The 21,591-nt window shown below is 44.8% G+C and carries 21 protein-coding genes and 1 riboswitch; of the genes, 13 read left to right on the top strand and 8 right to left on the bottom strand.

Features of this window, described 5'->3' with window-relative positions:
• Positions 1 to 109: 109 nt before the first annotated feature.
• Both xerD and ACI39P_RS00755 read left to right on the top strand, forming a co-directional pair.
• Entirely contained in the window at positions 110 to 994 is an 885-nt protein-coding gene (gene xerD, locus ACI39P_RS00760; RefSeq protein ID WP_439718812.1) for a site-specific tyrosine recombinase XerD, read from the top strand.
• A 105-nt stretch (positions 995 to 1,099) separates the two neighbouring features.
• Entirely contained in the window at positions 1,100 to 1,684 is a 585-nt protein-coding gene (locus ACI39P_RS00755; protein WP_439718811.1) for a helix-turn-helix domain-containing protein, read from the top strand.
• Positions 1,685 to 1,739: 55 nt separating this feature from the next.
• Here the strand turns inward: ACI39P_RS00755 and ACI39P_RS00750 are convergent, their stop codons facing one another.
• Both ACI39P_RS00750 and ACI39P_RS00745 read right to left on the bottom strand, forming a co-directional pair.
• On the bottom strand, positions 1,740 to 1,988 hold the full coding sequence (locus ACI39P_RS00750) for a hypothetical protein (protein ID WP_439718810.1): 249 nt from the start codon (positions 1,986 to 1,988) through the stop codon (positions 1,740 to 1,742).
• A gap of 356 nt (positions 1,989 to 2,344) precedes the next feature.
• Entirely contained in the window at positions 2,345 to 4,162 is a 1,818-nt protein-coding gene (locus ACI39P_RS00745) for a sulfatase-like hydrolase/transferase (protein ID WP_439718809.1), read from the bottom strand.
• A 299-nt stretch (positions 4,163 to 4,461) separates the two neighbouring features.
• On the opposite strand from ACI39P_RS00745, the gene hemW reads away from it, so the two are divergent.
• The 8 genes from hemW (at position 4,462) to ACI39P_RS00705 (ending at position 13,909) form a co-directional block, all read left to right on the top strand.
• On the top strand, positions 4,462 to 5,598 hold the full coding sequence (gene hemW / locus ACI39P_RS00740; protein WP_439718808.1) for a radical SAM family heme chaperone HemW: 1,137 nt from the start codon (positions 4,462 to 4,464) through the stop codon (positions 5,596 to 5,598).
• Between the two features lie 140 nt (positions 5,599 to 5,738).
• Positions 5,739 to 6,788: a heat-inducible transcriptional repressor HrcA gene (hrcA, locus tag ACI39P_RS00735; protein ID WP_439718807.1), complete on the top strand. Its 1,050-nt coding sequence runs from the start codon at positions 5,739 to 5,741 to the stop codon at positions 6,786 to 6,788.
• A gap of 15 nt (positions 6,789 to 6,803) precedes the next feature.
• Positions 6,804 to 7,361: a nucleotide exchange factor GrpE gene (gene grpE, locus ACI39P_RS00730; RefSeq protein WP_439718806.1), complete on the top strand. Its 558-nt coding sequence runs from the start codon at positions 6,804 to 6,806 to the stop codon at positions 7,359 to 7,361.
• 50 nt (positions 7,362 to 7,411) lie between these two features.
• Positions 7,412 to 9,247 (top strand): molecular chaperone DnaK, encoded by a 1,836-nt coding sequence (dnaK, locus tag ACI39P_RS00725; RefSeq protein ID WP_439718805.1) that lies wholly within the window; start codon positions 7,412 to 7,414, stop codon positions 9,245 to 9,247.
• A 476-nt stretch (positions 9,248 to 9,723) separates the two neighbouring features.
• Positions 9,724 to 10,899 (top strand): molecular chaperone DnaJ, encoded by a 1,176-nt coding sequence (gene dnaJ / locus ACI39P_RS00720; protein WP_439718804.1) that lies wholly within the window; start codon positions 9,724 to 9,726, stop codon positions 10,897 to 10,899.
• Between the two features lie 154 nt (positions 10,900 to 11,053).
• Positions 11,054 to 11,132, top strand: a riboswitch (NiCo riboswitch).
• A 180-nt stretch (positions 11,133 to 11,312) separates the two neighbouring features.
• Complete coding sequence (locus ACI39P_RS00715) at positions 11,313 to 12,476, top strand: cation diffusion facilitator family transporter (protein WP_439718803.1); 1,164 nt, start codon at positions 11,313 to 11,315, stop codon at positions 12,474 to 12,476.
• Positions 12,477 to 12,652: 176 nt separating this feature from the next.
• Entirely contained in the window at positions 12,653 to 13,165 is a 513-nt protein-coding gene (locus ACI39P_RS00710; protein WP_439718802.1) for an ECF transporter S component, read from the top strand.
• A 3-nt stretch (positions 13,166 to 13,168) separates the two neighbouring features.
• Complete coding sequence (locus tag ACI39P_RS00705) at positions 13,169 to 13,909, top strand: TatD family hydrolase (protein ID WP_439718801.1); 741 nt, start codon at positions 13,169 to 13,171, stop codon at positions 13,907 to 13,909.
• A gap of 65 nt (positions 13,910 to 13,974) precedes the next feature.
• Here the strand turns inward: ACI39P_RS00705 and ACI39P_RS00700 are convergent, their stop codons facing one another.
• The 4 genes from ACI39P_RS00700 to ACI39P_RS00685 form a co-directional block, all read right to left on the bottom strand.
• Complete coding sequence (locus ACI39P_RS00700) at positions 13,975 to 15,333, bottom strand: C-GCAxxG-C-C family (seleno)protein (RefSeq protein ID WP_439718800.1); 1,359 nt, start codon at positions 15,331 to 15,333, stop codon at positions 13,975 to 13,977.
• A gap of 24 nt (positions 15,334 to 15,357) precedes the next feature.
• Positions 15,358 to 16,146: a TSUP family transporter gene (locus ACI39P_RS00695; RefSeq protein WP_439718799.1), complete on the bottom strand. Its 789-nt coding sequence runs from the start codon at positions 16,144 to 16,146 to the stop codon at positions 15,358 to 15,360.
• Between the two features lie 182 nt (positions 16,147 to 16,328).
• A complete protein-coding gene (locus tag ACI39P_RS00690; RefSeq protein ID WP_439718798.1) occupies positions 16,329 to 16,508 on the bottom strand; it encodes a hypothetical protein in 180 nt (59 codons plus the stop codon).
• 1 nt (position 16,509) lies between these two features.
• Positions 16,510 to 16,686, bottom strand: coding sequence for a hypothetical protein (locus ACI39P_RS00685; RefSeq protein WP_439718797.1), 177 nt, complete (start codon positions 16,684 to 16,686; stop codon positions 16,510 to 16,512).
• Positions 16,687 to 16,811: 125 nt separating this feature from the next.
• Here ACI39P_RS00685 and ACI39P_RS00680 point away from each other — a divergent pair, with 125 nt between their 5' ends.
• On the top strand, positions 16,812 to 17,465 hold the full coding sequence (locus ACI39P_RS00680) for a YigZ family protein (RefSeq protein WP_439718796.1): 654 nt from the start codon (positions 16,812 to 16,814) through the stop codon (positions 17,463 to 17,465).
• An 84-nt stretch (positions 17,466 to 17,549) separates the two neighbouring features.
• Here ACI39P_RS00680 and ACI39P_RS00675 read toward each other — a convergent pair whose 3' ends face one another.
• Positions 17,550 to 18,278, bottom strand: a complete 729-nt coding sequence (locus ACI39P_RS00675) for a YebC/PmpR family DNA-binding transcriptional regulator (protein WP_439718795.1) — start codon at positions 18,276 to 18,278, stop codon at positions 17,550 to 17,552.
• A gap of 179 nt (positions 18,279 to 18,457) precedes the next feature.
• Complete coding sequence (locus ACI39P_RS00670) at positions 18,458 to 18,991, bottom strand: transcription repressor NadR (protein ID WP_439718794.1); 534 nt, start codon at positions 18,989 to 18,991, stop codon at positions 18,458 to 18,460.
• 353 nt (positions 18,992 to 19,344) lie between these two features.
• Here ACI39P_RS00670 and ACI39P_RS00665 point away from each other — a divergent pair, with 353 nt between their 5' ends.
• Both ACI39P_RS00665 and ACI39P_RS00660 read left to right on the top strand, forming a co-directional pair.
• Entirely contained in the window at positions 19,345 to 20,646 is a 1,302-nt protein-coding gene (locus ACI39P_RS00665; RefSeq protein WP_439718793.1) for a homoserine dehydrogenase, read from the top strand.
• 141 nt (positions 20,647 to 20,787) lie between these two features.
• A complete protein-coding gene (locus tag ACI39P_RS00660) occupies positions 20,788 to 21,507 on the top strand; it encodes a DUF4085 family protein (protein WP_439718792.1) in 720 nt (239 codons plus the stop codon).
• Positions 21,508 to 21,591 lie beyond the last annotated feature (84 nt).

The following is a 21,591-nucleotide window of genomic DNA, read 5'->3' as shown; positions in this document are numbered from 1 at the left end:
TTTGTTCACAAAAAATTCATAATTTTTCCATTTTTTCGACAAAATATATCGACAATCTCTAAAAAACTAAGTATAATTTAAGGGACTATGAACGAAGGGGATTGTTTGTATGGAACAACGTATTGTTGATTTTACCGAATATTTGCGGAAAGAAAAAAAATCATCAGAAAATACCGTTCTCTCCTATACCAGGGATTTACGGGGCTTTTGCCGATTTATGAAGGAATCCGGTGTCTTTGATGCTGCAAAAGTGAACCGTACGAACGTGATGGCCTATGTCTATGAATTGCAGAAGCAGCATAAGGCAGGCGCAACTGTGTCCAGAAATATTGCGTCCATTCGTTCTTTTTATCAATTCCTGCAGCGAAAGGGAGAAGTAACGGAGAACCCTGCGGCAGATTTGGAATTGCCAAAGGTGGAAAAAAAGGTACCGGAAATCCTTTCTCTGGATAAGGTGGAGCTTTTGCTGGAACAGCCGGGCGGTGATGAGGACAAAGAGATCCGCGATAAAGCCATGCTGGAACTGCTTTATGCCACAGGGATCCGGGTAACGGAATTGATTTCTCTGAAGGTAGAGGATATCAACCTTTCTTTGGAATATATCCATTGCGGCAATGAGGGAAAAAGCCGTATCATTCCCATTGGTGCGCAGGCAAAATTTTCTTTGAACAGATATATGGAAAAAGTCCGGGCACACATGGTTTCCAAGCCGGAAGAAGAGGTTTTATTTGTCAACTGTAACGGGAAGCCTATGACGAGACAAGGCTTTTGGAAGATCATTAAATCCTATGCGAAAAAGGCGGGCATTGAGGAAGATATTACGCCCCATATGCTGCGGCATTCCTTTGCCGCCCATTTGATTGAAAATGGTGCAGACCTGCGTTCTGTTCAGGAAATGTTGGGGCATTCCGATATTTCTACTACACAAATTTATACCAAATTGACGAATCAAAAATTGAAAAATGTATATGCCAAAGCCCATCCCCGGGCATGAAAAACTATAGCCACCCTTTTCAGGGTGGCTTTTTATCATTCTACGGAGCGTTTGTTGTGCTTCTGCCGGGAATCGATTATGATAAGGGAGAAGGAGGCGAAAGCCATGGATATGATAAAAACAGGAGAACTGTTGAGCCGTTTGCGGAAAGAGCGGGGAATGACCCAAAAGCAGGCAGCGGAAGTGCTGCAGGTCAGCGATCGTACAGTTTCCAAATGGGAACGGGGGGCAGGTCTGCCGGATATTTCCATGTTGAGGGATATTTCTGCGTTGTATGGTGTGGATATTGAAAAGATATTGGAAGGCAATTTGAAGGAAAAAGGAGTGGAGCCGGGAAATATGAAACGGATGAAATTTATCCGCTGTGAACACTGCGGAAATATTTTTTGGAGTACAGGGGGCGGAGAGATCTCTTGCTGCGGTAGAAAACTGGTGCCGTTACAAGCGAAGGAAGCCGATGAAGCACACAAAATAGAAGTGGAAGAGATTGATAACGAATACTTCATTACCTTTGAACACGAAATGACGAAAGAACATTATATTGCCTTTGCGGCCTTAGTCTCCTGGGACAGGGCGACAGTGGTGCGGCTGTATCCGGAACAATCCGGAGAGGTGCGGCTGCCCCGGCAGCGCAGGGGGGAAATCTATCTTTGCTGCAATGAGCATGGGTTATTTCGCAAGAAATTATAATTGATAATAAAAAAGCGAGGTCTATGACCTCGCCTTTTTGTTGTATGTAGGAGAATTATTCAGCTACTTCTTCTTCGCCGTCAACGGGAGCTTCTTCTTCGCCATCTACAGCTGCTTCATCTTCAGCTGCTGCATCGTCAACAACTTCTTCTTCAACAACTTCTTCTTCGCCGTCTACTGTTTCTTCAACCTGCTGATCATCAGCGGGTGCTTCTTCTGTGCTGCCGCCGCAAGCTGCTACGCCCATAGCCATTGCTGCACAAACTGCCAGTACGGATACTTTTTTAACCAGATTCTTTTTCATATTGAGTTCCTCCTAATTTTCAAAACAAATAAGTAACAATCTTTTTTTGATCGTGATGAGAATATACCATGTTACGATTTTTAATTCAATTGTAAAAAAATAGTTCATTTAACTCAATTTTACGAAATTTGAATGGCATTTCGGTTGCAGCGGACACCTATCTCACATAATCTTTGATTTTTTCGTTTTTTCTTTTGTTTTCTTAGGAATTTAATAAAAGTACTTCTTTGAAAAGATATTTGTCTTTGTGGAGTGGAAATGTAAGAAAATCTTAAGAAATTGTAAAATCTTGGTAAATTTCATATAAAAGCAACAAGAAAAAACACCCCTTATTTGGGGTGTTTTGGTATTTCAGTTTAGGGAAGAAAATCCTTTGTTAAATATTGCTTGCCCATTAGGTCATCATAGGTCAAAAGTTCGTGCAGTTTGATATACCGATTTCTTGTGGTTTCGTCCGTTGTATTGGAATATAGCTCGTAATAAGGGCTGATGACGGGGCAGGTTTCATAGAGATCCAGAAGGAAATTGGTGCGGGTGGTTTCTGGTGCGTCAATATAATCACACAGCAGAGCGGTCAGCAGATAAGGGGAGACGGATGCTCCCTCTGCACGGTAGGCATGGCCGGTGTCATAATTGCTGAAAATGACATAGGGGGTGGAGAACATGCCATATTTTTCTTCTGTTGTCCATTCAGAGGCGGTTGCGGAGGAAATATTGCCTGTGGTTGTGTAAGGCTCAAAATCGCCGCCCAGGGTAGGCAGATGGTCGCCGTACCAAAGGACGACAGTAGGTTTTTCTCTGTTCATCACATAATCATACAGCTTGCCCAGTTCTGCATCGGAATCGGATACCCCTTTGCAGTAGTTGTGGAGTACGTTAAGGTTTCTTTCACTGAGGACATCGGAGGAAACCTGGATATCCCAGTCGGAAGGATCATATTTATCGAAATACAGACCGTGGTTTTCCATGGTGATTGCCTGCAGGAACAACCCGGTTTCATGGGGCTGCTCCAATTGATAGATGATTTCTTCTGTGATGGTTTCATCAGTGATATAAGGGCCGCTGTTCCAATGGTGCTCTGCGTGGAGATCGTATTCTCCAAGAAATTCATCAAAGCCCAGCAGGGGATATGCCCGATCCCGTTCATAGAAGTCCTTTTGATAGGTATGGATGCCGACGGTATCGTAACCCAAGTTTTTAAACTGGCGGGCATAGGAAAAGATATCATTGAAGACATACTGCTGATAGGGCACATTGCCGGAAGGCAGCATATTGGTGGTCATCCCTGTCAGGATTTCAAATTCGGGACGAACGGTGCCGCCGCCGAAAGTACAGGAGACCATGCTGCCACTGGGGTGTTCTTCCGCGATACGCCGATAATTTTTGATGGGGTCATCGGAATAAGTTACACCATTCAGCACAGTAGGATCCCAGAAGGATTCGGAAAGAATAATGATGATATCTGGATTTTGAAAATCTTTGCCGGAATCTTCGGAAGGCTGATAGGGTGCAAAGGCCTGTTCCAAATAGGCTTTGTTGTAGTTATCCGGTGCGCCCATATTCAAAGAGGAAAAATTCAGTACAAAAGCGGTAATAAAGCCGTTTTCGGTGTAATTTTTTGTTTGATCGCCGGGGGCCTGCGGGGAAAGGCCAAAGGCACTGTAACATTCACGAACGGAGGGGTTCATGGTGAACAGATACAGACATGCCAGCAGGATAGGTGCGCCGATGATTCGTTTTTTCCATGCAAGAGGAAGTTCAGGGCGCAGCAGGAGCAGGCAGATCAAGTAGACGATTGTGCAGAGGATGAGTACCCACATGGCAGTGGGAATTTCAAGAGAAGTCAGAAAGGTTGTGAAGCTGTCCGCATTTTTTGCCAGCAGCAGATCCCAGGGCAAAAAGTGTTCTTTCAGAATATTGGTCTTGAAAAGATCCACAATAGGCATGATGGTGAAAAACAGACCAGTGATAAATGCTGCCAGGGGAATGCGTTTGCAAAGGCAGACCATAGCACCGAAGAACAGATAGACAATTACCAGCCCTAAAAGGAATGCACCCAGATTTTGCGTCAGCAACGCCGACATCAGTTCCATGGGAACTTCTGCGGAGCAAAAAGATAGGTAATTGCCGGAAAACGTCAGAAACAGGGGAAAGAGCAGAACCAGTATCCACATAGCTATGGCTGCAGGTGAATTGTTTTGGAGATATGTTTGGATTTTTTCTTGTAATTCTCTTATTTTTTTCATCTATAATTAAACCTCGTTTTCTTAGTTATTTACAGCTTATCATTTTAACATTATCTTTATAGTTTTTCAAGGAAGGATATAAAGGGGATTCCATTAAAATTTGGAAAGAATGTCTGCCTTAAGGGGTGTTTACTTTTGGTGAGAGATTGAAAAAGCCTTTTTTCCGTGGTACGATTGCAGAGAAAGTTTCAACAGAAACACAGCAGAACCGGAAAGGAGTTGAAAGAATGGACAGCATTGGTTTATATATCCATATCCCTTTTTGCCGGCAGAAATGTCTCTATTGCGATTTTCCTTCTTTTGCGGGAAAAGAGGGCATGATGCAGGCGTATGTGGATGCCTTGACGGCGGAAATCAGAAACAGAGGGAAGGAATATCATAGGAGGAAAGTGTCTTCCGTTTTTTTTGGCGGCGGTACGCCCACCGTATTGGAAATTTCTATGCTGAAACAGCTGATGCAGGCAATTTTTGCAAGCTGGGATGTTGCGGAGGATGCGGAAATCACCACCGAAGCTAACCCTGGTACACTGGATCCGGAAATGGCAGGAGCCCTGAGGAAAATGGGGTTCAATCGCCTGAGCATGGGGGTACAGGCATGGCAGAACCGTCTTTTGAAGGATTTGGGCAGAATCCATACCATTGAGGAATTTTTGAAGAACTATCAGGCGGTCAGGGAAGCAGGCTTTGAAAATGTGAATGTGGATTTGATGTTTGCCCTGCCCCATCAGACCATGGCAGATTGGCAGGAGACTGTAAAAAACATTACTGCCCTGCAGCCGGAGCATATTTCGGCTTATAGTCTCATTATCGAGGAGGGGACGCCTTTCTTTGACAGATATGAAAAAGGGCTGCTGGAGCCTGCCAGTGAGGAGCTAGACAGGGAAATGTATCACTGGGCAGTGGATTACCTGGCGGAGAATGATTATGCCCAATATGAAATTTCCAATTTCGCCAAAAAGGGCAGACAGAGCCGCCATAACCGTATCTATTGGCAGGCGGAGGAATACCTTGGCATGGGGCTGGGGGCCCATTCTTATATGGAAGGAAAGCGTTTCCATAATGAATATGATTTGCAGGCATATATCGCCGCAAAGGGAGAAGTTTCCTTATTAAAGGAAGAAATTGAAGTCATTACGGAAACAGATGCGCTGGCGGAATTTATGTTTCTGGGGCTGCGGCTGACGGAAGGGGTATCCTTTGAGCGGTTTCGGGCACGCTTTGGGAAAGAAGTATATGAAATCTACGGTGCACAGGTGGCCGAGCTGACAGAAGCAGGCCTGCTGGAGGAGGATGCAGAGGGGATTCGCCTGACCAGAAGGGGCATGGACGTGAGCAATGTGGCTTTTGAGAAGTTCCTTTTTTAAAAATTTCTTAAATTACAATAAAATTATGATTTTTTTGCTTTTAGCACTTGACATCTTTGGTGGCTAGTGATATCTTAATACATGTAAGTTAGCACTCGGCTTTGGTGAGTGCTAATAAAATGGAAAAAGGAGGCGGCGGTATGGCTTTAAACGACAGAAAAATACAGATTTTGCAGGCCATCATCAATGATTATATTGAAACGGCGGAACCCGTCGGTTCCAGAACCATTGCCAAAAAATATAACTTAGGCATCAGCTCTGCTACTATCAGAAATGAAATGAGCGATCTGGAAGAAATGGGACTGATCTTGCAGCCCCACGCATCCAGCGGGCGGATTCCTTCTGATATGGGCTACAGGCTTTATGTAGACCACCTGATGCAACAGAAGGAACTGAGCGCGGAAGAGCAGAAATATCTGCAGAGTGTGATTTCCAGAGATATCAGCCAGATTGATTATCTGATGGAAGAATCCGCAAAGGCATTGTCTCTTTTGACAAATTATACGACCTTTGCTTCGGAACCTGTGGGGCAGAGAACGAGAATCAAGCAGATTCGTCTGTTGCCATTGGATAGTACATCGGTGCTGTTGGTCATTGCAACGGGAGATAATTTCATCAAAAATCATGTGATCAAGATGAGCAATGTCCCTTCCGAAGAAAAGATCTTTTATATCGGCATCAGCCTGAACAGAGTTCTGCAGGGCTGTTCCCTGAACGAGATCAACGGTGCAGTTATCAGCAGGCTGCAGGCTGAGTTGGCAGAATATCAGGAATTGCTGCAGCCCATCCTGAAAGCCATCGAGGTCACCATGCGGGCATCGGAAAAAGTACAGGTACACATGAGCGGGGCCAAAAATATCCTTGCTTTCCCTGAATTTGCTGATATTCAGAAGGCAAAATCCCTTTTCCAGACTTTGGAGGAAAAGGATGTGCTGGTGACGATGCTGGAGGAAAGCAAAGGCAACGATATTCAGGTTTTGATTGGCAGTGAAAACAGTGTGCAGGGCATGAAAGACTGCAGCGTCATTACTGCGACATATAAGATGGGGGATAATACCAGAGGTACGATCGGTATTGTGGGCCCCACCCGAATGGATTATTCGCAGGTCATTTCTGTTTTGAATGGAATGGTGCGGAATATTGAAAGCGTATTACGAAACCTATCTGATGGGAATAATAAAAATACCTAGAAATGAGGGAATAACGTGGAAGAAATAAAAAAAGATGAAAATCTGGAAGCGCAGAAAGCTGCAGCGGAAACCGCGGAAGCTGTGGAAGCGGAGGAAGTTCTGGAAGCTGTGGATGAAACAGCAGAAAGAATTGCCGCACTGGAGCAGCAGGCTGCGGATAATCTGGATAAATATCAGAGAACATTGGCGGAATTCGATAATTTCCGCAAACGTACCGCAAAGGAAAAGGCCAGCATGTACGACGATGGTGTGAGAAGCACCATTGAAAAGCTGCTGATGGTTATCGATAACCTGGAAAGAGCCGTTGCGGTGCAGGAGGGCAAGGCAGATGAAAGCGATGCCTTCTTCAAAGGTGTAAAAATGACCCTGACGCAGTTTCAGGATGTGCTGAAAGGCATTGGCGTAGAAGAGATCAAGGCTGTCGGTGAAAAGTTCGACCCGAATCTGCATGCGGCTGTGGCACATGAGGACGATGAAAACTATGGTGAAAATGAAATCGTTCTGGAAATGCTGAAAGGTTATAAGTATAAAGATAAAGTGATTCGCCACAGTATGGTTAAGGTGGCAAACTGATTGAAACAATTGGAAAATTAACATTGAATATTCTTTAGGAGGAATTTATCATGGGAAAAATTATTGGTATTGACTTGGGTACAACAAACTCTTGTGTAGCAGTTATGGAAGGCGGACAGCCTGTTGTTATCGTAAACAGCGATGGTGCAAGAACAACTCCTTCTGTTGTTGGTTTTGCTAAGAACGGCGAAAGACTGATCGGTGAAACAGCAAAACGTCAGGCAATCACAAACCCCGACAACACAATCAGCTCTATTAAGAGACACATGGGTGAAAACTATAAAGTAAACATCGAAGGCAAGAGCTACTCTCCTCAGGAAATCTCCGCAATGATCCTGCAGAAACTGAAAGCAGATGCGGAAGCTTACCTGGGTGAAACAGTAACAGAAGCAGTTATTACAGTTCCTGCTTACTTCAATGACTCTCAGAGACAGGCAACAAAGGATGCCGGTAAGATTGCCGGTTTGGATGTAAAACGTATCATCAACGAACCTACATCCGCGGCGCTGGCTTATGGCTTGGATAACGAAAACGAACAGAAGATCATGGTATATGACCTGGGCGGCGGTACATTCGATGTTTCCATCATCGAAATTGGCGATGGTGTTATCGAAGTATTGGCAACAAATGGTAATACACACCTGGGCGGCGATGACTTCGACCAGAGAATCATTGATTTCCTGGTAGCTGAATTTAAGAAAACAGAAGGCATGGATCTGTCTAAGGACAAAATGGCAATGCAGAGATTGAAAGAAGCTGCAGAAAAAGCCAAAAAAGAACTGTCCACAGTGACATCTACAAATATCAACCTGCCCTTTATCACAATGAATCAGGATGGCCCCAAACACCTGGATGTAACACTGACAAGAGCAAAATTTGATGAACTGACAGCTGATCTGGTAGACGGTACAATGGGCCCTGTACGTCAGGCTCTGAGCGATGCAGGCTTGTCCTCCGGTGAAATCGATAAAGTCCTGCTGGTTGGCGGTTCTACAAGAATCCCCGCTGTTCAGGATGCAGTAAAGAAATATACAGGCAAAGAACCCTTCAAAGGAATCAACCCTGATGAATGTGTAGCTGTTGGTGCTGCAATTCAGGGCGGGAAACTGGCTGGCGATGCAGGCGCAGGCAGCGTTCTGCTTCTGGATGTAACACCTTTGTCTCTGGGTATCGAAACATTGGGCGGTGTTGCAACAAAACTGATCGACAGAAATACAACAATCCCTACAAACAAAAAACAGATCTTCTCTACAGCAGAAGATAATCAGACAGCAGTAGATATCCACGTTGTACAGGGGGAAAGACCTCTGGCAAAGGATAATAAAACACTGGGTCAGTTCAAGCTGGATGGGATCGCTCCCGCAAGAAGAGGCGTTCCTCAGATCGAAGTAACTTTCGATATCGATGCTAACGGTATTGTAAACGTATCTGCAAAAGACCTGGGCACAGGCAAAGAACAGAAGATCACAATTACAGCCGGTTCCAACCTGAGCGATGAAGAAATCGACAGAGCGGTAAAAGAAGCAGAACAGTTCGCAGAAGCTGACAGAAAGAGAAAAGAAGCTATTGATGCGAAAAATGAAGCAGATTCTTTGATCTTCCAGACAGAAAAAGCAATGGAAGAACTGGGCGACAAACTGGATGGTGCTGATAAATCTACAGTAGAAGCAGAACTGAATAAACTGAAAGATACAGTAAAAGATTTGACAGCAGAAACAATGACAGAAACAGATACAGAAAATGTAAAAGCTGCAACAGAAACCCTGAAACAGGAATTTTATAAACTGTCCGAAAAACTGTATCAGCAGGCACAGGCTGCTCAGGGCGGCGCAGATGCAAACGGCGCAGGCCCCGATGTGGTTGACGGTGACGGCAAAGAAATCTAAGGCGGCTGAGCCGCTAACTCGAAATCAGGATTTCGAGTTGGTGGACAGAGGGAAAATAATCTGTGCCTAAGGGCGACAGCCTATTTTCCTCAGCGGAAGTACTGGCACTGCTCTGCAGCAGCCTAAGGGCTGGTTTGCTTTGCAAACTGCCATGCCGCTTGCGGATTTCAGTTGGAAAACTAACTCACCGCCCAAGATGGGGCGGCAGGCAAAGCCTGCTTTGCAAAGCGAAGTGAGGAATACTTGTTTTCCAAGCCTTTCCGTGGCACGATAAACTAAAATATTATGCTGAAAGCAAGGGTGGTACTGGGAGTACATTTTGGTACTTCCTGCTGCCCCTGCTTTTGCTGTTTGATACGAGTAAAAATTCCCTTGTTTGCAAAAGCAAATGCTTTTGCGTATCGGGTCAAGGGGCTGAGCCCCTTGCGGGGGAGTTGGGGGCGGAGCACCCAAGGTTTTATAAGGTGGTGAGAAAGTTGGCAAATAAAAGAGATTATTATGAGGTTCTGGGGGTAAAAAAGGACGCCACAGAAGCGGAGCTGAAAAAGGCTTATCGTAAAATGGCGGTGAAATATCACCCTGACCAGAACCCTGGAGATAAAGAAGCAGAAGAAAAATTTAAAGAAGTCAACGAAGCATATGAGGTACTGAGCGACAGCCAGAAGCGTGCCCAGTACGACCAGTTCGGTCATGCAGCCTTTGAGCAGGGCGGCATGGGCGGCGGCGGTTTCTACGGCCAAGGCTTTGATATGGGCGATATTGGCGATATCTTCGGTAGTATGTTTGGCTTCGGTGGTTTTGGCGGCGGCAGCACAAAGAAAAACGGCCCCAGAAGAGGGAAAGATGTGAACGTAAGCATCCAGCTTACTTTTGAAGAAGCTGTTTTCGGCTGTAAAAAAGAAATTTCTGTTTCGATCTACGATGAATGTGATACTTGCCATGGCACAGGCGCCAAAGAGGGCACCCATGCGGAAAGCTGTCCGAACTGTAACGGTACTGGTCAGGAACGGGTGGTACAGCAGTCCATGTTTGGCTCAGTAACAAGTGTAAGAACATGTTCTAAATGCGGCGGCACAGGGAAGATTATCAAAGATCCTTGCGGTACTTGCCGCGGTACCGGTAAAGTGCGCAAAACAAAGAAATATGAAGTAAATGTGCCGAAGGGGATCGATAATGGACAGACCATCCGTCTGGCTGGAAAAGGTGAAATCGGCGAAAACGGCGGCGGCTATGGCGATCTGCTGGTAACGGTATATGTACAGCCCAACCGTGTATTTATCCGTAAAGGCTTCGATATTTATTGTGATGTGCCGATTACATTCGTGCAGGCGGCATTGGGCGGCGAAATTACCATCAAAACCATTGATGGGGAACAGAAATATACCATCAAGCCCGGCACACAGCCTGATACAGTGATAACCCTGCGAGGCGTAGGCGTGCCCAATCTGCGCAACCCTAAGGTCAGAGGGAACCAGATCGTTACATTGAAGGTAAAGATTCCTACGGACATGAGCGAACGGCAGAAAGACCTGTTGCGTCAGTTCTATGGAGAGGCACCTGCGGGTGCGGCATCCTCTGCGGAGGCGCCGAAGGAAGAAAAAGAAAAGAAAAAATTTTCAGAAAAAATGAAGGATTTCTTTAAAGACGAATAAACGTAAAAAGACAGCCAATGGCGAAAAAAGACGCCTGCGGCTGTTTTTGTCTGCAGCCAAAAAGAAAAATAAAAAGGATGATTGACAAAAGAAGGGAAACAGCATAAAATATACAGAAACTCTTTGCACTGCACATACCGTTTTTGCGGCACATACAGTACAAACTGAGCAGGCAGCGGAAATCCGTGTTGGCCGGGCATTTATGCAACAGATGAAGCATCTGTGGGACAGTTTTCCATGTTCTGCAGATGCTTTTTGTTTATAGAGGAGAAAGCCATTTTTCAAAGAATGTCATCGAGGAAACTGTTTACAGCACTTGGAGATGATATGTCATGAAACTGTCTTGCGGAGCAAGACATGAGTAAAACGAAGTTCTAAGAATGGTTTCGTATCTATATTTAGGAGGACGGAAAATGACAAAACTTCTACTGCGTTTTTTTGTAAAGAATCATGAAAATACGGAAGATCCGGCGGTGCGTGCGTCCATAGGCAAGCTGGCGGGGGCAACGGGCATCGTCTGCAACTGCGTTCTGTTTTTGGGCAAGCTGCTGGCAGGTCTGTTGGCAGGGTCTGTTTCTATTATTGCGGATGCGGTCAATAACCTTTCCGATGCGTCCTCTTCTTTGGTGACGCTTTTGGGGTTTCGCTTGGCGCAGCAGCCTGCGGATGCAGATCATCCCTATGGGCATGCCCGCTATGAATATCTGTCCGGATTGATTGTGGCGGTGCTGATTTTGGTGATCGGGGTAGAATTGGTAAAATCGTCCGTTGGGAAGATCATCCACCCTGAACCGGTTGCTTTTTCCGTGGCCACCATTGCGATTTTAGCTGTTTCTATTGCTGTAAAGCTGTGGATGTCGCTGTTTTTTGGAGCCTTGGGCAAAAAGATCAAATCTACGACTTTGGCGGCAACTTCCGCGGACAGCCGGAATGATGTGATTTCCACAGCGGCAGTTTTGCTGGGATGTTTAGCGGGATATTTTTTCTCCGTCAATATTGATGGTTTTATTGGGCTTTTGGTGGCAGTATTTATTTTGTATTCCGGTATCAATATTGTAAAAGAGACGATCTCTCCTTTGTTGGGGCAGCGGGCAGATGCGGAATTGGTAGAGAAAATTCTCACATTGGTATTGTCCCATGAAAAGGTGTTGGGTGTTCATGATTTGCTGATTCATGATTATGGCCCGGGGCGGTGCTTTGCATCTTTGCATGCGGAGTTGAGTGCAGCAGAAGATGCCATTGCCTGCCATGAGATGATCGATCACATTGAAAATGAAGTGATGTCAGAATTGAATGTAGATTTGGTGATTCATTATGATCCAGTCGTGATGGATGATGCGGAAAGAAATGAGATGCGGAAAATATTAGATGAAATCATTCTGGAAATCGACCCCAGGCTGTCTATGCATGATTTCAGGATGGTTGGCAGCGGGGAGCAGACAAAGCTGGTATTTGATCTGGCGGTGCCCTATGATATGGGGCAGCAGTATGGGGAATTGAAGGAAAAAATCGATAAAAGCCTTTTGGAAAAAGAAAAACCGTATCAGACAGAAATCCGTTTTGATGGAAAAGCGTAAAAAGAGGTTGATGTTTCTGCCAAAAAAGCATGTGAAACGCTAATTCTGTAATTGTATCGAAGCAAATAGAGAGAATGTACCCATACAATCCTCCTTTTTTTGAGAAAAAGGGTAGGATTGTATTTTTTTCCATGCTAAAATCAGGTACAGAAATAAAGAAAGGCGAGGATATTAACATGAAAAATACTTTTACTGTCAAGGACATTACAAAAATGGCGATGATGGCAGCAATCACTTTTATTGGGATTTATGCTGTCAAGATTCCATCTCCCCATGGCTATTCCCACATGGGAGACTGCATGATTTTTTTGAGCGTATTGCTTCTGGGAACCAGAAGGGGTGCGTTGGCAGGCGGAATCGGTGCGGCTTTATCTGATTTGCTGGGGGGCTATATGCAATGGGTATTGCCAACCTTTGTGATCAAATACATCATGGCCTTTGTTATGGGGATGTTTATCGATAAGATTATGCCCAATGTAAAGCTGAACTGGTTCATTGGCGCTGTGGTAGGGGGAATCGTTCAGATCTTCTTGTATACAGCGGCAAAAGTAGTTATGTTCGATTGGGCTTATGCCATTAGCAGTGTACCTGGGCTGACTTCTCAGACCCTGACAGGTATCGTTTTGATAGCAGTATTGGCAACTTTGCTCAATAAGGCAGGCGTAATGCAGAGATTAAAGGAGATGTAAAAAATGGATATCAAAGAATTTAAAAAAATAGATGCCCATGCTCATATCGGCGTATTTGGCGGCTGGGCAAAACTGGCAATTACAGCAGAAGAATTGATTGCCCAGATGGATGAATTTCATATTGAAAAAACATTGCTCTGTTCTCAGCCCAATGAGATTTGCCTGGATGCGGTGCAGAAATACCCTGACCGCTTCGTGGGTATGGTATATCCCAATCCTCTGGATGGGCAGAAGGCTGTGGATATGATTTATGATTATGTACAGAATAAAGGCTTCAAGGGCATTAAGGCAAATCCGCTGAAGCATGCCTACGTTGCCGATGCGGAGATCATGGATCCGATCATGGAGGCTGCAAAGGATTTGAATATTCCTGTTTTCATGCATTGCGGGCATCCTCCCTATTCCCTGCCTTGGAGCATCGCGCTGCTGGCAGAACGTCATCCCGATGTGAAGCTGGTCATGATTCATATGGGGCATGGCCATGGGGTTTATATTGATGCATCCTTGAAAATGGCAAAACGTTACCCGAATCTGTACTTAGAAATGAGCGGCATGCCTATGCCTTCTAAAATCAAAGAAGCTTATGAAGAGGTAGGCGCTGACCGCATCATGTTTGGTACAGATGCTCCTTATCACCCTGCAGCAGTGGAATCCATGAAGGTGATGACAAGCGGCCTGACAGAAAAACAGATGGAAGATGTATTTTATAACAACTGCGCAAAGCTGATGGGCTTTGATAAATAAAAAACACGAAGAAAAAAGGGACTTATCCAATTTGGATAAATCCCTTTTTTAGAGTCATTTTAGAATCAGCAGGTTGCACCGCCCACAACATTCAGACCAAGAATTTCGTTTTTGCGTTTGAGAAGATCGTCTCCCAAAATCATTTCCTGGGCTTTTTCAAAACCGATGCGGTTGATGGTATCAGCAAAACGTTCGCCGGGAACGCCTTCGGAGCGGAACAGCAGGATGGCTTTTTCTACAGTATCCATCACTTCCTGCTCATCAGTAAAGATTTTTTGGAGCATTTGCCCGTGAGCCACTTTCTTGCCCCAGCGTCCGCCAATGTAAATCTTCCAGCCGGTAGTCCCCTCATCGGCACAGTGGAAAGGACATTTGGTAATGCAGCGGCCGCAGTTATTGCACAGGCTGGGGTCGATCCGCAGCTTGCCGTCGATCACCTTAGCAGCATGAATGGGACAGGCAGCCTCAATCTGACAGACTTTGCAGCCGCGGCATTTGCTTTCATCATAATTGGGCACTCTGGCGCCGATAATACCCAAATCGTTCAGGTTGGGCTTTACGCAGTTGTTGGGACAGCCGCCGGCAGCAATTTTGAATTTATGGGGCAGGGATACATTCTGATAACCTTTAAAGAATTTTTCGTGAATTTTTTCGCTCAGGGCGTATGTATCGTATAAGCCATACTGGCAGGTAGTACCCTTACAGGAAACCACAGGGCGTACTTTACTGCCGGTACCGCCTGTTTCCAGGCCAACCTGCGCCAAATGAGCGCGGAATGCATCGATATTTTCATATTCAATGCCGGATACTTCCACAGTCAGACGAGTTGTCATCATCATATAGCCATCGCCGTACAGTTTTGCAGCCTCTGTGATAGCCTGATTTTCTTCTGCGGTGATGCGGCCGTTTCGTGTGAGAACACGCCCGTTGAAACGGTTTGTTCCTTTATGATGCAGGAAGCCCAGAGCCTTTACTCTTTTGATATCCTCCGGACGCAGGGTGCAGCCTTCTTTGTCTGCAGCGGCTTCTGTCTTGCCTTCCAGTTTGTTGATATATTCTTCCAAAGCTTCTGCAGTCAGTTCTACTGCTGTTACACAGCGAGTTTCTTCTGTTTTATATTTAGCGGCCAAGGGTGCGCAGTCGATGCTGCCGCAGCCCAGTTTTTTCTCAAATGCAGAAACAAAGGCACCGCAAAGATCACGGAAATCTTCTCTGCTGTCATAAAGTTTGCTCAGCACACCGATAGCACCGGCCAAAGAACCGCATGTGCTGCCGCAGCCCATACCGCCGCCAAAGCCTGCAAACAGCTGAATCTCTTTTTCTGTCAGATTCAGACCGTATACATCATTGGCAGCCAGCAAAATGCCTTCTGCACAGTTTTTTCCCAGGGTGCCGTAATAATAGCTTGCTTTTTCTCTCAGCATAATATTCCCTCCTCAAAATAAAACTTAATATAAAAATTTTACAATATTATAAATATTAATGCACATAATTAACACCATGGCACATTCCAGAAACAGGGTTGCCTGCCGGTTGTCGATGCGTTTGTTGATCTGGCGGCCTGCTTCACTGCCGATGATTCCCAGCAGGATCATTCCCAGCAGGACAGATAGTTCAATACCGGGAATGCCGTCAAAAACAACTGTTTTCAGGGTGCTGGTCAGTTGGCTGAGCAGCACGATGAGCAGACTGTTCTGTGTGGCTTTTTTGGTCGGCATGGAAAAGAAATAGTATAGCACGGCTACGTTAAAAGGGCCGCCGCCAATCCCCAGAAAAGAACCCAGAATCCCAAGCAGTATACCAATAACGATTCCGATGATTGGAGAATGTACCTCTTTTGACCGAATCTTATCTTTGTTCAGGGTATAGAGAAACGTGGCAAATGTGGCACCCAGCAGCAAGCAGGCTTGTACGCCGCCGGCTGTATTCTGGTCCGCAAATAAAGACGCAACGGTAATGTAGAGCTGCTTACCGATCAGGCCTCCTGCTGCCGCACCGAGAGCAAGAAAAGTGGTATTTTTCAGATCAAGAACAGATTCTTTTTTCAGGATGTTTTTTCCGACACTCCAACAGGACATGGAAATTACCGTACATCCTGATAAAAAGGTGATTGCCGCAACGGACATGACACCGGTGGCATCCAAGACTGGCTTGATGATAATACCTCCGCCCATACCACAAATGGTACCGATGGCACAGGCGAAAAATGTAACAATATAACAAATCAGATGAGTCATTTTTCTGTGCCTCCGTTTCGTATATATAAAAAGTATAGCATGGCTTACCTTCGATTGCAATGGATGATTGTATGTACTGCAAAAATTCTAAGGCGGTTTCGGTAAAGAAAAACAGCAATTTTTACAAATTATATAGAAAAAGAAGGATTTATCCGTTTCTGAATAAATCCTTCTTTTTTGTATCAGTCATCCGTTTTTACAGCTGTTTTGGCAAAGTGCCGCAGGGCGCTCATGGTACGGATCTCGTTTCCATTATCCGTAATGATCTGCTTTACATCTTGGGGCAGATCTTTATAAAAATGTTTTGCACGTTCATTGTTCAGCAGCAGGTCTGCCAAGTCCCTGTATTCTCTCCCAAACATATCAATCGTCTCCTCTCAGCAGTTTTTCGGCATAGCCCCGCAGGTCTCTGTCATAGCGGATATTGTCGCCCCGTTCCCGGATACTTTCCTGCACATAATCGGGCAGTGTATCAAAGAAACGGCGGGCTGCAGGGTTTTGTTCCAATAAGTCGCAGAGGTTTTCATATTTTCTCATCATTTTTATCACCTCCCTCTTAGGATGGACGAAAAAATGAATTTCCATACAAAAGCAGGGTTGAGGAAGTTAGGAAAGATATGTTATCATGATAAAAAGAATTTTTAACTTCAGAAAAAGGTGAAACTATGCTGAAAAAATATAGAACAATTTTGGCGCAGGCAGAGGCGGAGATTGTGGAAAAGAAATCCCGTTTTATTGCCACGGTGCGCCCTGTGAAAACAGAGGAAGAAGCCCGCGCATTTATCGAAGAAATGAAAAAGAAATATTGGAATGCCACCCATAATGTATTTGCCTATCAGATTGGCGAGAGGAATGAACTGCAGCGCTTCAGCGACGATGGTGAGCCCCAAGGCACGGCAGGTATGCCTGTTTTGAGTGTGCTGAAAGGGGAAGATGTGAAGGATACGGCTATTGTTGTGACCCGTTATTTTGGCGGTACATTGCTGGGCACGGGCGGTTTGGTGCGTTCCTATGGGAAATCTGCCAAGGAAGGCCTCTTGGCAGCGGGGATCGCAGAGCTGGTATTGTATCGGAAATATTCTGTTGTGGCGGATTATACGGATTCTGGCAAGGCACAGTATGAGATTTTGCAGGATGGGCATGAAATATTCGATACCATCTATACCGATAAGGTGGAATTTATTGTTTTGGTGGAAACGGATGCTGCAGAAGCCTTCGAAAAGAAAATGACAGAGATTTTCCGCGGGCAGCAGCCTTTTACGTTGCTGGAAGAGATCTACGGCGTATGGCAGGACGGTGTACTTTCCCTGCAGGACTAAGTCAAGAGGTTCAATAAAAAACGACAGGATAGAGAGGGTTTTGCTATTTCTCATATCCTGTCGTTTTGCTTTTTTTATTTGGAATTATTCATCCCAGTTATGATATACGTTCTGCACATCGTCATCATCATCCAGCATATCCAGCAGTTTATTCATTTTCTTAACATCTTCATCAGATGTCAGTTCTGTATATGTCTGGGGGATCATGGTCACTTCTGCACTTGCCATAGGGATACCTGCAGCTTCCAGTGCTTCGCGCACTGCGGAGAAATCATCGGGAGCAGTTGTGATTTCATAGCTGTCCTCTTCCGCCGCAAAATCATCTGCACCGGCATCCAAAGCGGCCATCATCAGTTCTTCTTCGTCCATTTCGACTTCTTCTTTATCGATTACGATCAGACCTTTTTCATCGAACATGAAGGATACACAGCCGCTGTTGCCCATGTTGCCGCCGCCTTTGTTGAATGCATTTCTTACGTTGGCTGCTGCACGGTTTCTATTATCTGTCAGCACTTCTACGATGACAGCTACGCCGTTGGGGCCGTAACCTTCATATGTTACCATTTCGTATTCCACGCCTTCTTCGTTGCCAGCAGCTTTTTTGATACTTCTATCGATGGTATCGTTGGGCATGTTGTTGGCTTTACATTTCGCGATAACATCACGCAATTTGCCGTTTACAGCAGGGTCGGGGCCGCCGGATTTTACAGCAACCTGGATTTCTCTGCCCAGCATGGTAAAGATTTTACCCTTTTTTGCGTCGTTTTTTTCTTTTTTATGTTTAATATTTGCAAACTTAGAATGTCCTGACATTAGGAACCCTCCTCCATAAAATTTCACCAAAATATTCTATCATCATTTTCCGCAGAATTCAAGGGAAATCGAGACAGATTCCCCATTTTCCGCAGAATTTCGATAAAATGATTCGGGAAACGGTGAAATGGGTATTACAGCGGATGAAAAGAAAAAAGCCGTTTCTTTTTGGAAACGGCTTATTTTTCTTCTATTTCGTAGGGAAAAACCTCTGTCAGAAAATTTTTTTGGCGAAGGGCCTCTTCGATCTCATCCAGAATATCTTCAGTTTCGGCGGAAACATGGTGAAAATGATAGCCGGAAGTAACATTCAGCAGGGGAGAGGATTTTCCCGATTTCAAATGCTGCAGGAAAGCTTGTACGTCTCTGCGGTTTTTGATATGCAGAGGCGCGGAGACCTTTCCATAAACACGATGATTTACCATAACATCCAGAACATAACCTCCCAGATCGACAATGGTCTTTAGTTCCTCTTCTGTGCGGGCTTCATCGTGGCAGACCTTGAACAGGCGAATGGTTTCCTTTGGCTCATCCAAAAGATAGCCCCGAGCTGTTGCCAGAATGGGATGCCCTTCCGTACGCAGCAGGGCAATATCCTGTACGATGACCTGGCGGCTGACGCCCGTTGTATTCCCCAGGGCACTGCCGGAAAGGGGCGTGGGAGATTCTGTGATTAATTTTAAGATTTTTTTACGTCGTTCTGTGCCGGTCATTCTGTTTTCACCTCTAATCTATCCAATGGCAGAAACCGTTATTTTTTCTTTCCCCAAATAGTATCTCTATAATCATGGGAGACATTCTTTGTCTATTTTAAACCAGTTTTTATCTCTTTGTCAAATTTTATCAGGCTGAGGGAAAAGCTTCCTTTGCTGGCAGTATCGTTACAGGAAATAATAATTAAAGACACAAATAATTTGTATGCAAAATGTATGTCTCTGATGGAAAAATGTTTCTGAAAAAAAGACAAAATCTATTGACAAGTACGATTTTCATGTTAAAATCTTAATATCACCTGTGAAGACAGTTGCATTTATACATAATATAATACCTACGGAGGAGAAAAAATATGGATCAGATCGTAAGAAAAATCGCCCTGCTGGGCATGGGCACAGTTGGCGGCGGTGTATATAAAATCATTGAAAACCAGAAAGAGGAAATGCCGTTCAAAATCGGCGCGGAGCTGGAAGTGGCTAAAGTCCTGGTACGCAACAAGGCAAAATATGCCGATGCTGTTCCTGCGGAAAAACTGACAGATCAATGGGAAGATGTTATCAATGACGACAGCATTGATATCATAGTAGAAGTGATGGGGGGGATCGAACCTGCCCGTACATATATTTTAGAAGCATTAAAGAAAGGCAAGCACGTTGTAACGGCAAATAAAGACCTGATGGCGACACATGGTCATGAATTGCTGGATACTGCGGCGGCAAATAAATGTGACCTGCTGTTTGAAGCGGCTGTTGCCGGCGGCATTCCCATTATCCGCCCTATGAAACAGTGCCTGGCAGGCAATAACATCACAGAAGTGGTAGGGATCATCAATGGTACTACAAACTTTATCCTGACAAAAATGAAAGAAGAAGGGATGGACTTTCAAGAAGCACTGCAGCTGGCAACGGACCTGGGTTATGCGGAAGCAGACCCCACAGCAGATATCGAGGGCTATGATGCGGGCCGCAAGATTGCTATTATGGCATCCATCGCGTTCAATACACCGGTAACCTTTAATGATGTTTACGCAGAAGGGATTACAAAGATCACAGCAAATGATATGCGTTATGCCAAGGAATTGGGCTGTGCCATCAAACTGCTGGGGATTGCCAAAAATACAGAAGACGGTATCGAAGTGAAAGTGCATCCGACCATGATTCCGGAACAGCATCCTCTGGCAGCTGTAAATGATTCTTTCAATGCGGTATTTGTCCATGGTGATGCAGTGGATGATGCCATGTTCTATGGCCGCGGGGCAGGCGCTTTGCCTACAGGCAGTGCTGTTGTAGGCGATATCATGGATGTTGCCAGAAATATGACGTTCCATTGCAACGGCCGTATTGGCTGCGGTTGCTATAAAAATTTGCCCATCAAGGAAATTGGGGAAACGAAGAGCAGCTTTTATATCCGCATGAAACTGGAGGACAGAGCTGGAACCTTGGCGTCCATGGCCAGTGTGTTTGGAAGCAACAATGTAAGCATCTCCATTCTGCTGCAGAAAGAAACGATAGGTGACACTGCAGAAATCGTCATTGTTACCCATGAAGTCAAAGAAAAGAGATTCAGAGATGCGATGACAGTGCTTTCCGCTATGTCTATGGTAAAGGAAATTTGCTCTATCATCCGTGTTTATCATTTGGGAGAAGAAAAATAAAATAGAATCGATTGGAAAAGGCGGACATTGCTACGAAATTGTCCGCCTTTTTTCGTTGGAATTTGTTCAGAATGTAGAATGGCATTTATTGTGCAGGAATGTTATCATATATGATGAAGAAAAAGGGGGAAAAAGGAAATTATGAAGTATTTTACAAAAGAATGGTATGCAGCTTGCGGTGTCGTGGGGTATCATTTGAATATGCAGGTATCCAAAAACGCAGAAACCTTTTCTGAGGAATATTATCATGACCTGTATCTGCGCCGCCGCCGTGCTTTCGTGAAGGGAAGAAAAGAGGAAGCAGAAAAAAGTCATGCTTCTTTTGATAAGGCAGCAGCAGAAGCTGAATTCCAGTCTGCCCATGAAAGCACTGTAAAAGCGATGCAGAATAGATTGCCCAAGGAAATTCTGGAACAGGTGGCAGATGTGCGTGTGCTGGCGCTGGATATTGCCACAAAGGAAGTCAGACAGCAATTGAAGGAAATCTGTGAGAAAAATGAAAAACAGATGGATGCAGTGATGAAGGAATACTGGGAAACCTATTGCCCCACTGTGAAAGAAGCGGTTGGAGAAGAAATTCAAAAGGAATTTAATTTTCACGATAGCCGTATCACCGGCGTGGAAATAAAAGAAAATCAGCTGACGTTTAAAATGAAGCCTTGCTTTTCTGATGTGAAAAAGGTAATCTTCAAAAATTATAAGATTTTGGAACAGAATGGCTATCTGTTAGGAGCGGATTGGCTTTATCAGGAGGTACATCCTGCGGAAGGCGGCAATGAATATCACGGCCTGCTGTGGAAAAATAATGGCAAAGTAGGTTATTTGACGATTTTTGCAGAAGAAATCGAATTTATCAGATAATTAGATAAAAAGAAAAGAGTCCGAAAGGACAATGTCATTAAGTTAAGATGACGAATCGGGATCTCAGTATTAGAAATAATGCTG

Source organism: Anaerotignum sp. (assembly GCF_051877975.1).
Classification (GTDB): domain Bacteria; phylum Bacillota; class Clostridia; order Lachnospirales; family Anaerotignaceae; genus Anaerotignum_A.
Note: the sequence above shows the minus strand (reverse complement) of the source record. Positions and strands in the feature narration are given on the sequence as shown.

Excerpts from the sequence above, each read along its gene's own strand:
- xerD (WP_439718812.1), top strand. The coding sequence starts at position 110 with ATGGAACAACGTATTGTTGATTTTACCGAATATTTGCGGAAAGAAAAA.
- ACI39P_RS00755 (WP_439718811.1), top strand. The coding sequence starts at position 1,100 with ATGGATATGATAAAAACAGGAGAACTGTTGAGCCGTTTGCGGAAAGAG.
- ACI39P_RS00750 (WP_439718810.1), bottom strand. The coding sequence starts at position 1,988 with ATGAAAAAGAATCTGGTTAAAAAAGTATCCGTACTGGCAGTTTGTGCA.
- ACI39P_RS00745 (WP_439718809.1), bottom strand. The coding sequence starts at position 4,162 with ATGTGGATACTGGTTCTGCTCTTTCCCCTGTTTCTGACGTTTTCCGGC.
- hemW (WP_439718808.1), top strand. The coding sequence starts at position 4,462 with ATGGACAGCATTGGTTTATATATCCATATCCCTTTTTGCCGGCAGAAA.
- hrcA (WP_439718807.1), top strand. The coding sequence starts at position 5,739 with ATGGCTTTAAACGACAGAAAAATACAGATTTTGCAGGCCATCATCAAT.
- dnaK (WP_439718805.1), top strand. The coding sequence starts at position 7,412 with ATGGGAAAAATTATTGGTATTGACTTGGGTACAACAAACTCTTGTGTA.
- ACI39P_RS00715 (WP_439718803.1), top strand. The coding sequence starts at position 11,313 with ATGACAAAACTTCTACTGCGTTTTTTTGTAAAGAATCATGAAAATACG.
- ACI39P_RS00710 (WP_439718802.1), top strand. The coding sequence starts at position 12,653 with ATGAAAAATACTTTTACTGTCAAGGACATTACAAAAATGGCGATGATG.
- ACI39P_RS00705 (WP_439718801.1), top strand. The coding sequence starts at position 13,169 with ATGGATATCAAAGAATTTAAAAAAATAGATGCCCATGCTCATATCGGC.
- ACI39P_RS00700 (WP_439718800.1), bottom strand. The coding sequence starts at position 15,333 with ATGCTGAGAGAAAAAGCAAGCTATTATTACGGCACCCTGGGAAAAAAC.
- ACI39P_RS00695 (WP_439718799.1), bottom strand. The coding sequence starts at position 16,146 with ATGACTCATCTGATTTGTTATATTGTTACATTTTTCGCCTGTGCCATC.
- ACI39P_RS00690 (WP_439718798.1), bottom strand. The coding sequence starts at position 16,508 with ATGTTTGGGAGAGAATACAGGGACTTGGCAGACCTGCTGCTGAACAAT.
- ACI39P_RS00685 (WP_439718797.1), bottom strand. The coding sequence starts at position 16,686 with ATGATGAGAAAATATGAAAACCTCTGCGACTTATTGGAACAAAACCCT.
- ACI39P_RS00680 (WP_439718796.1), top strand. The coding sequence starts at position 16,812 with ATGCTGAAAAAATATAGAACAATTTTGGCGCAGGCAGAGGCGGAGATT.
- ACI39P_RS00675 (WP_439718795.1), bottom strand. The coding sequence starts at position 18,278 with ATGTCAGGACATTCTAAGTTTGCAAATATTAAACATAAAAAAGAAAAA.
- ACI39P_RS00670 (WP_439718794.1), bottom strand. The coding sequence starts at position 18,991 with ATGACCGGCACAGAACGACGTAAAAAAATCTTAAAATTAATCACAGAA.
- ACI39P_RS00665 (WP_439718793.1), top strand. The coding sequence starts at position 19,345 with ATGGATCAGATCGTAAGAAAAATCGCCCTGCTGGGCATGGGCACAGTT.
- ACI39P_RS00660 (WP_439718792.1), top strand. The coding sequence starts at position 20,788 with ATGAAGTATTTTACAAAAGAATGGTATGCAGCTTGCGGTGTCGTGGGG.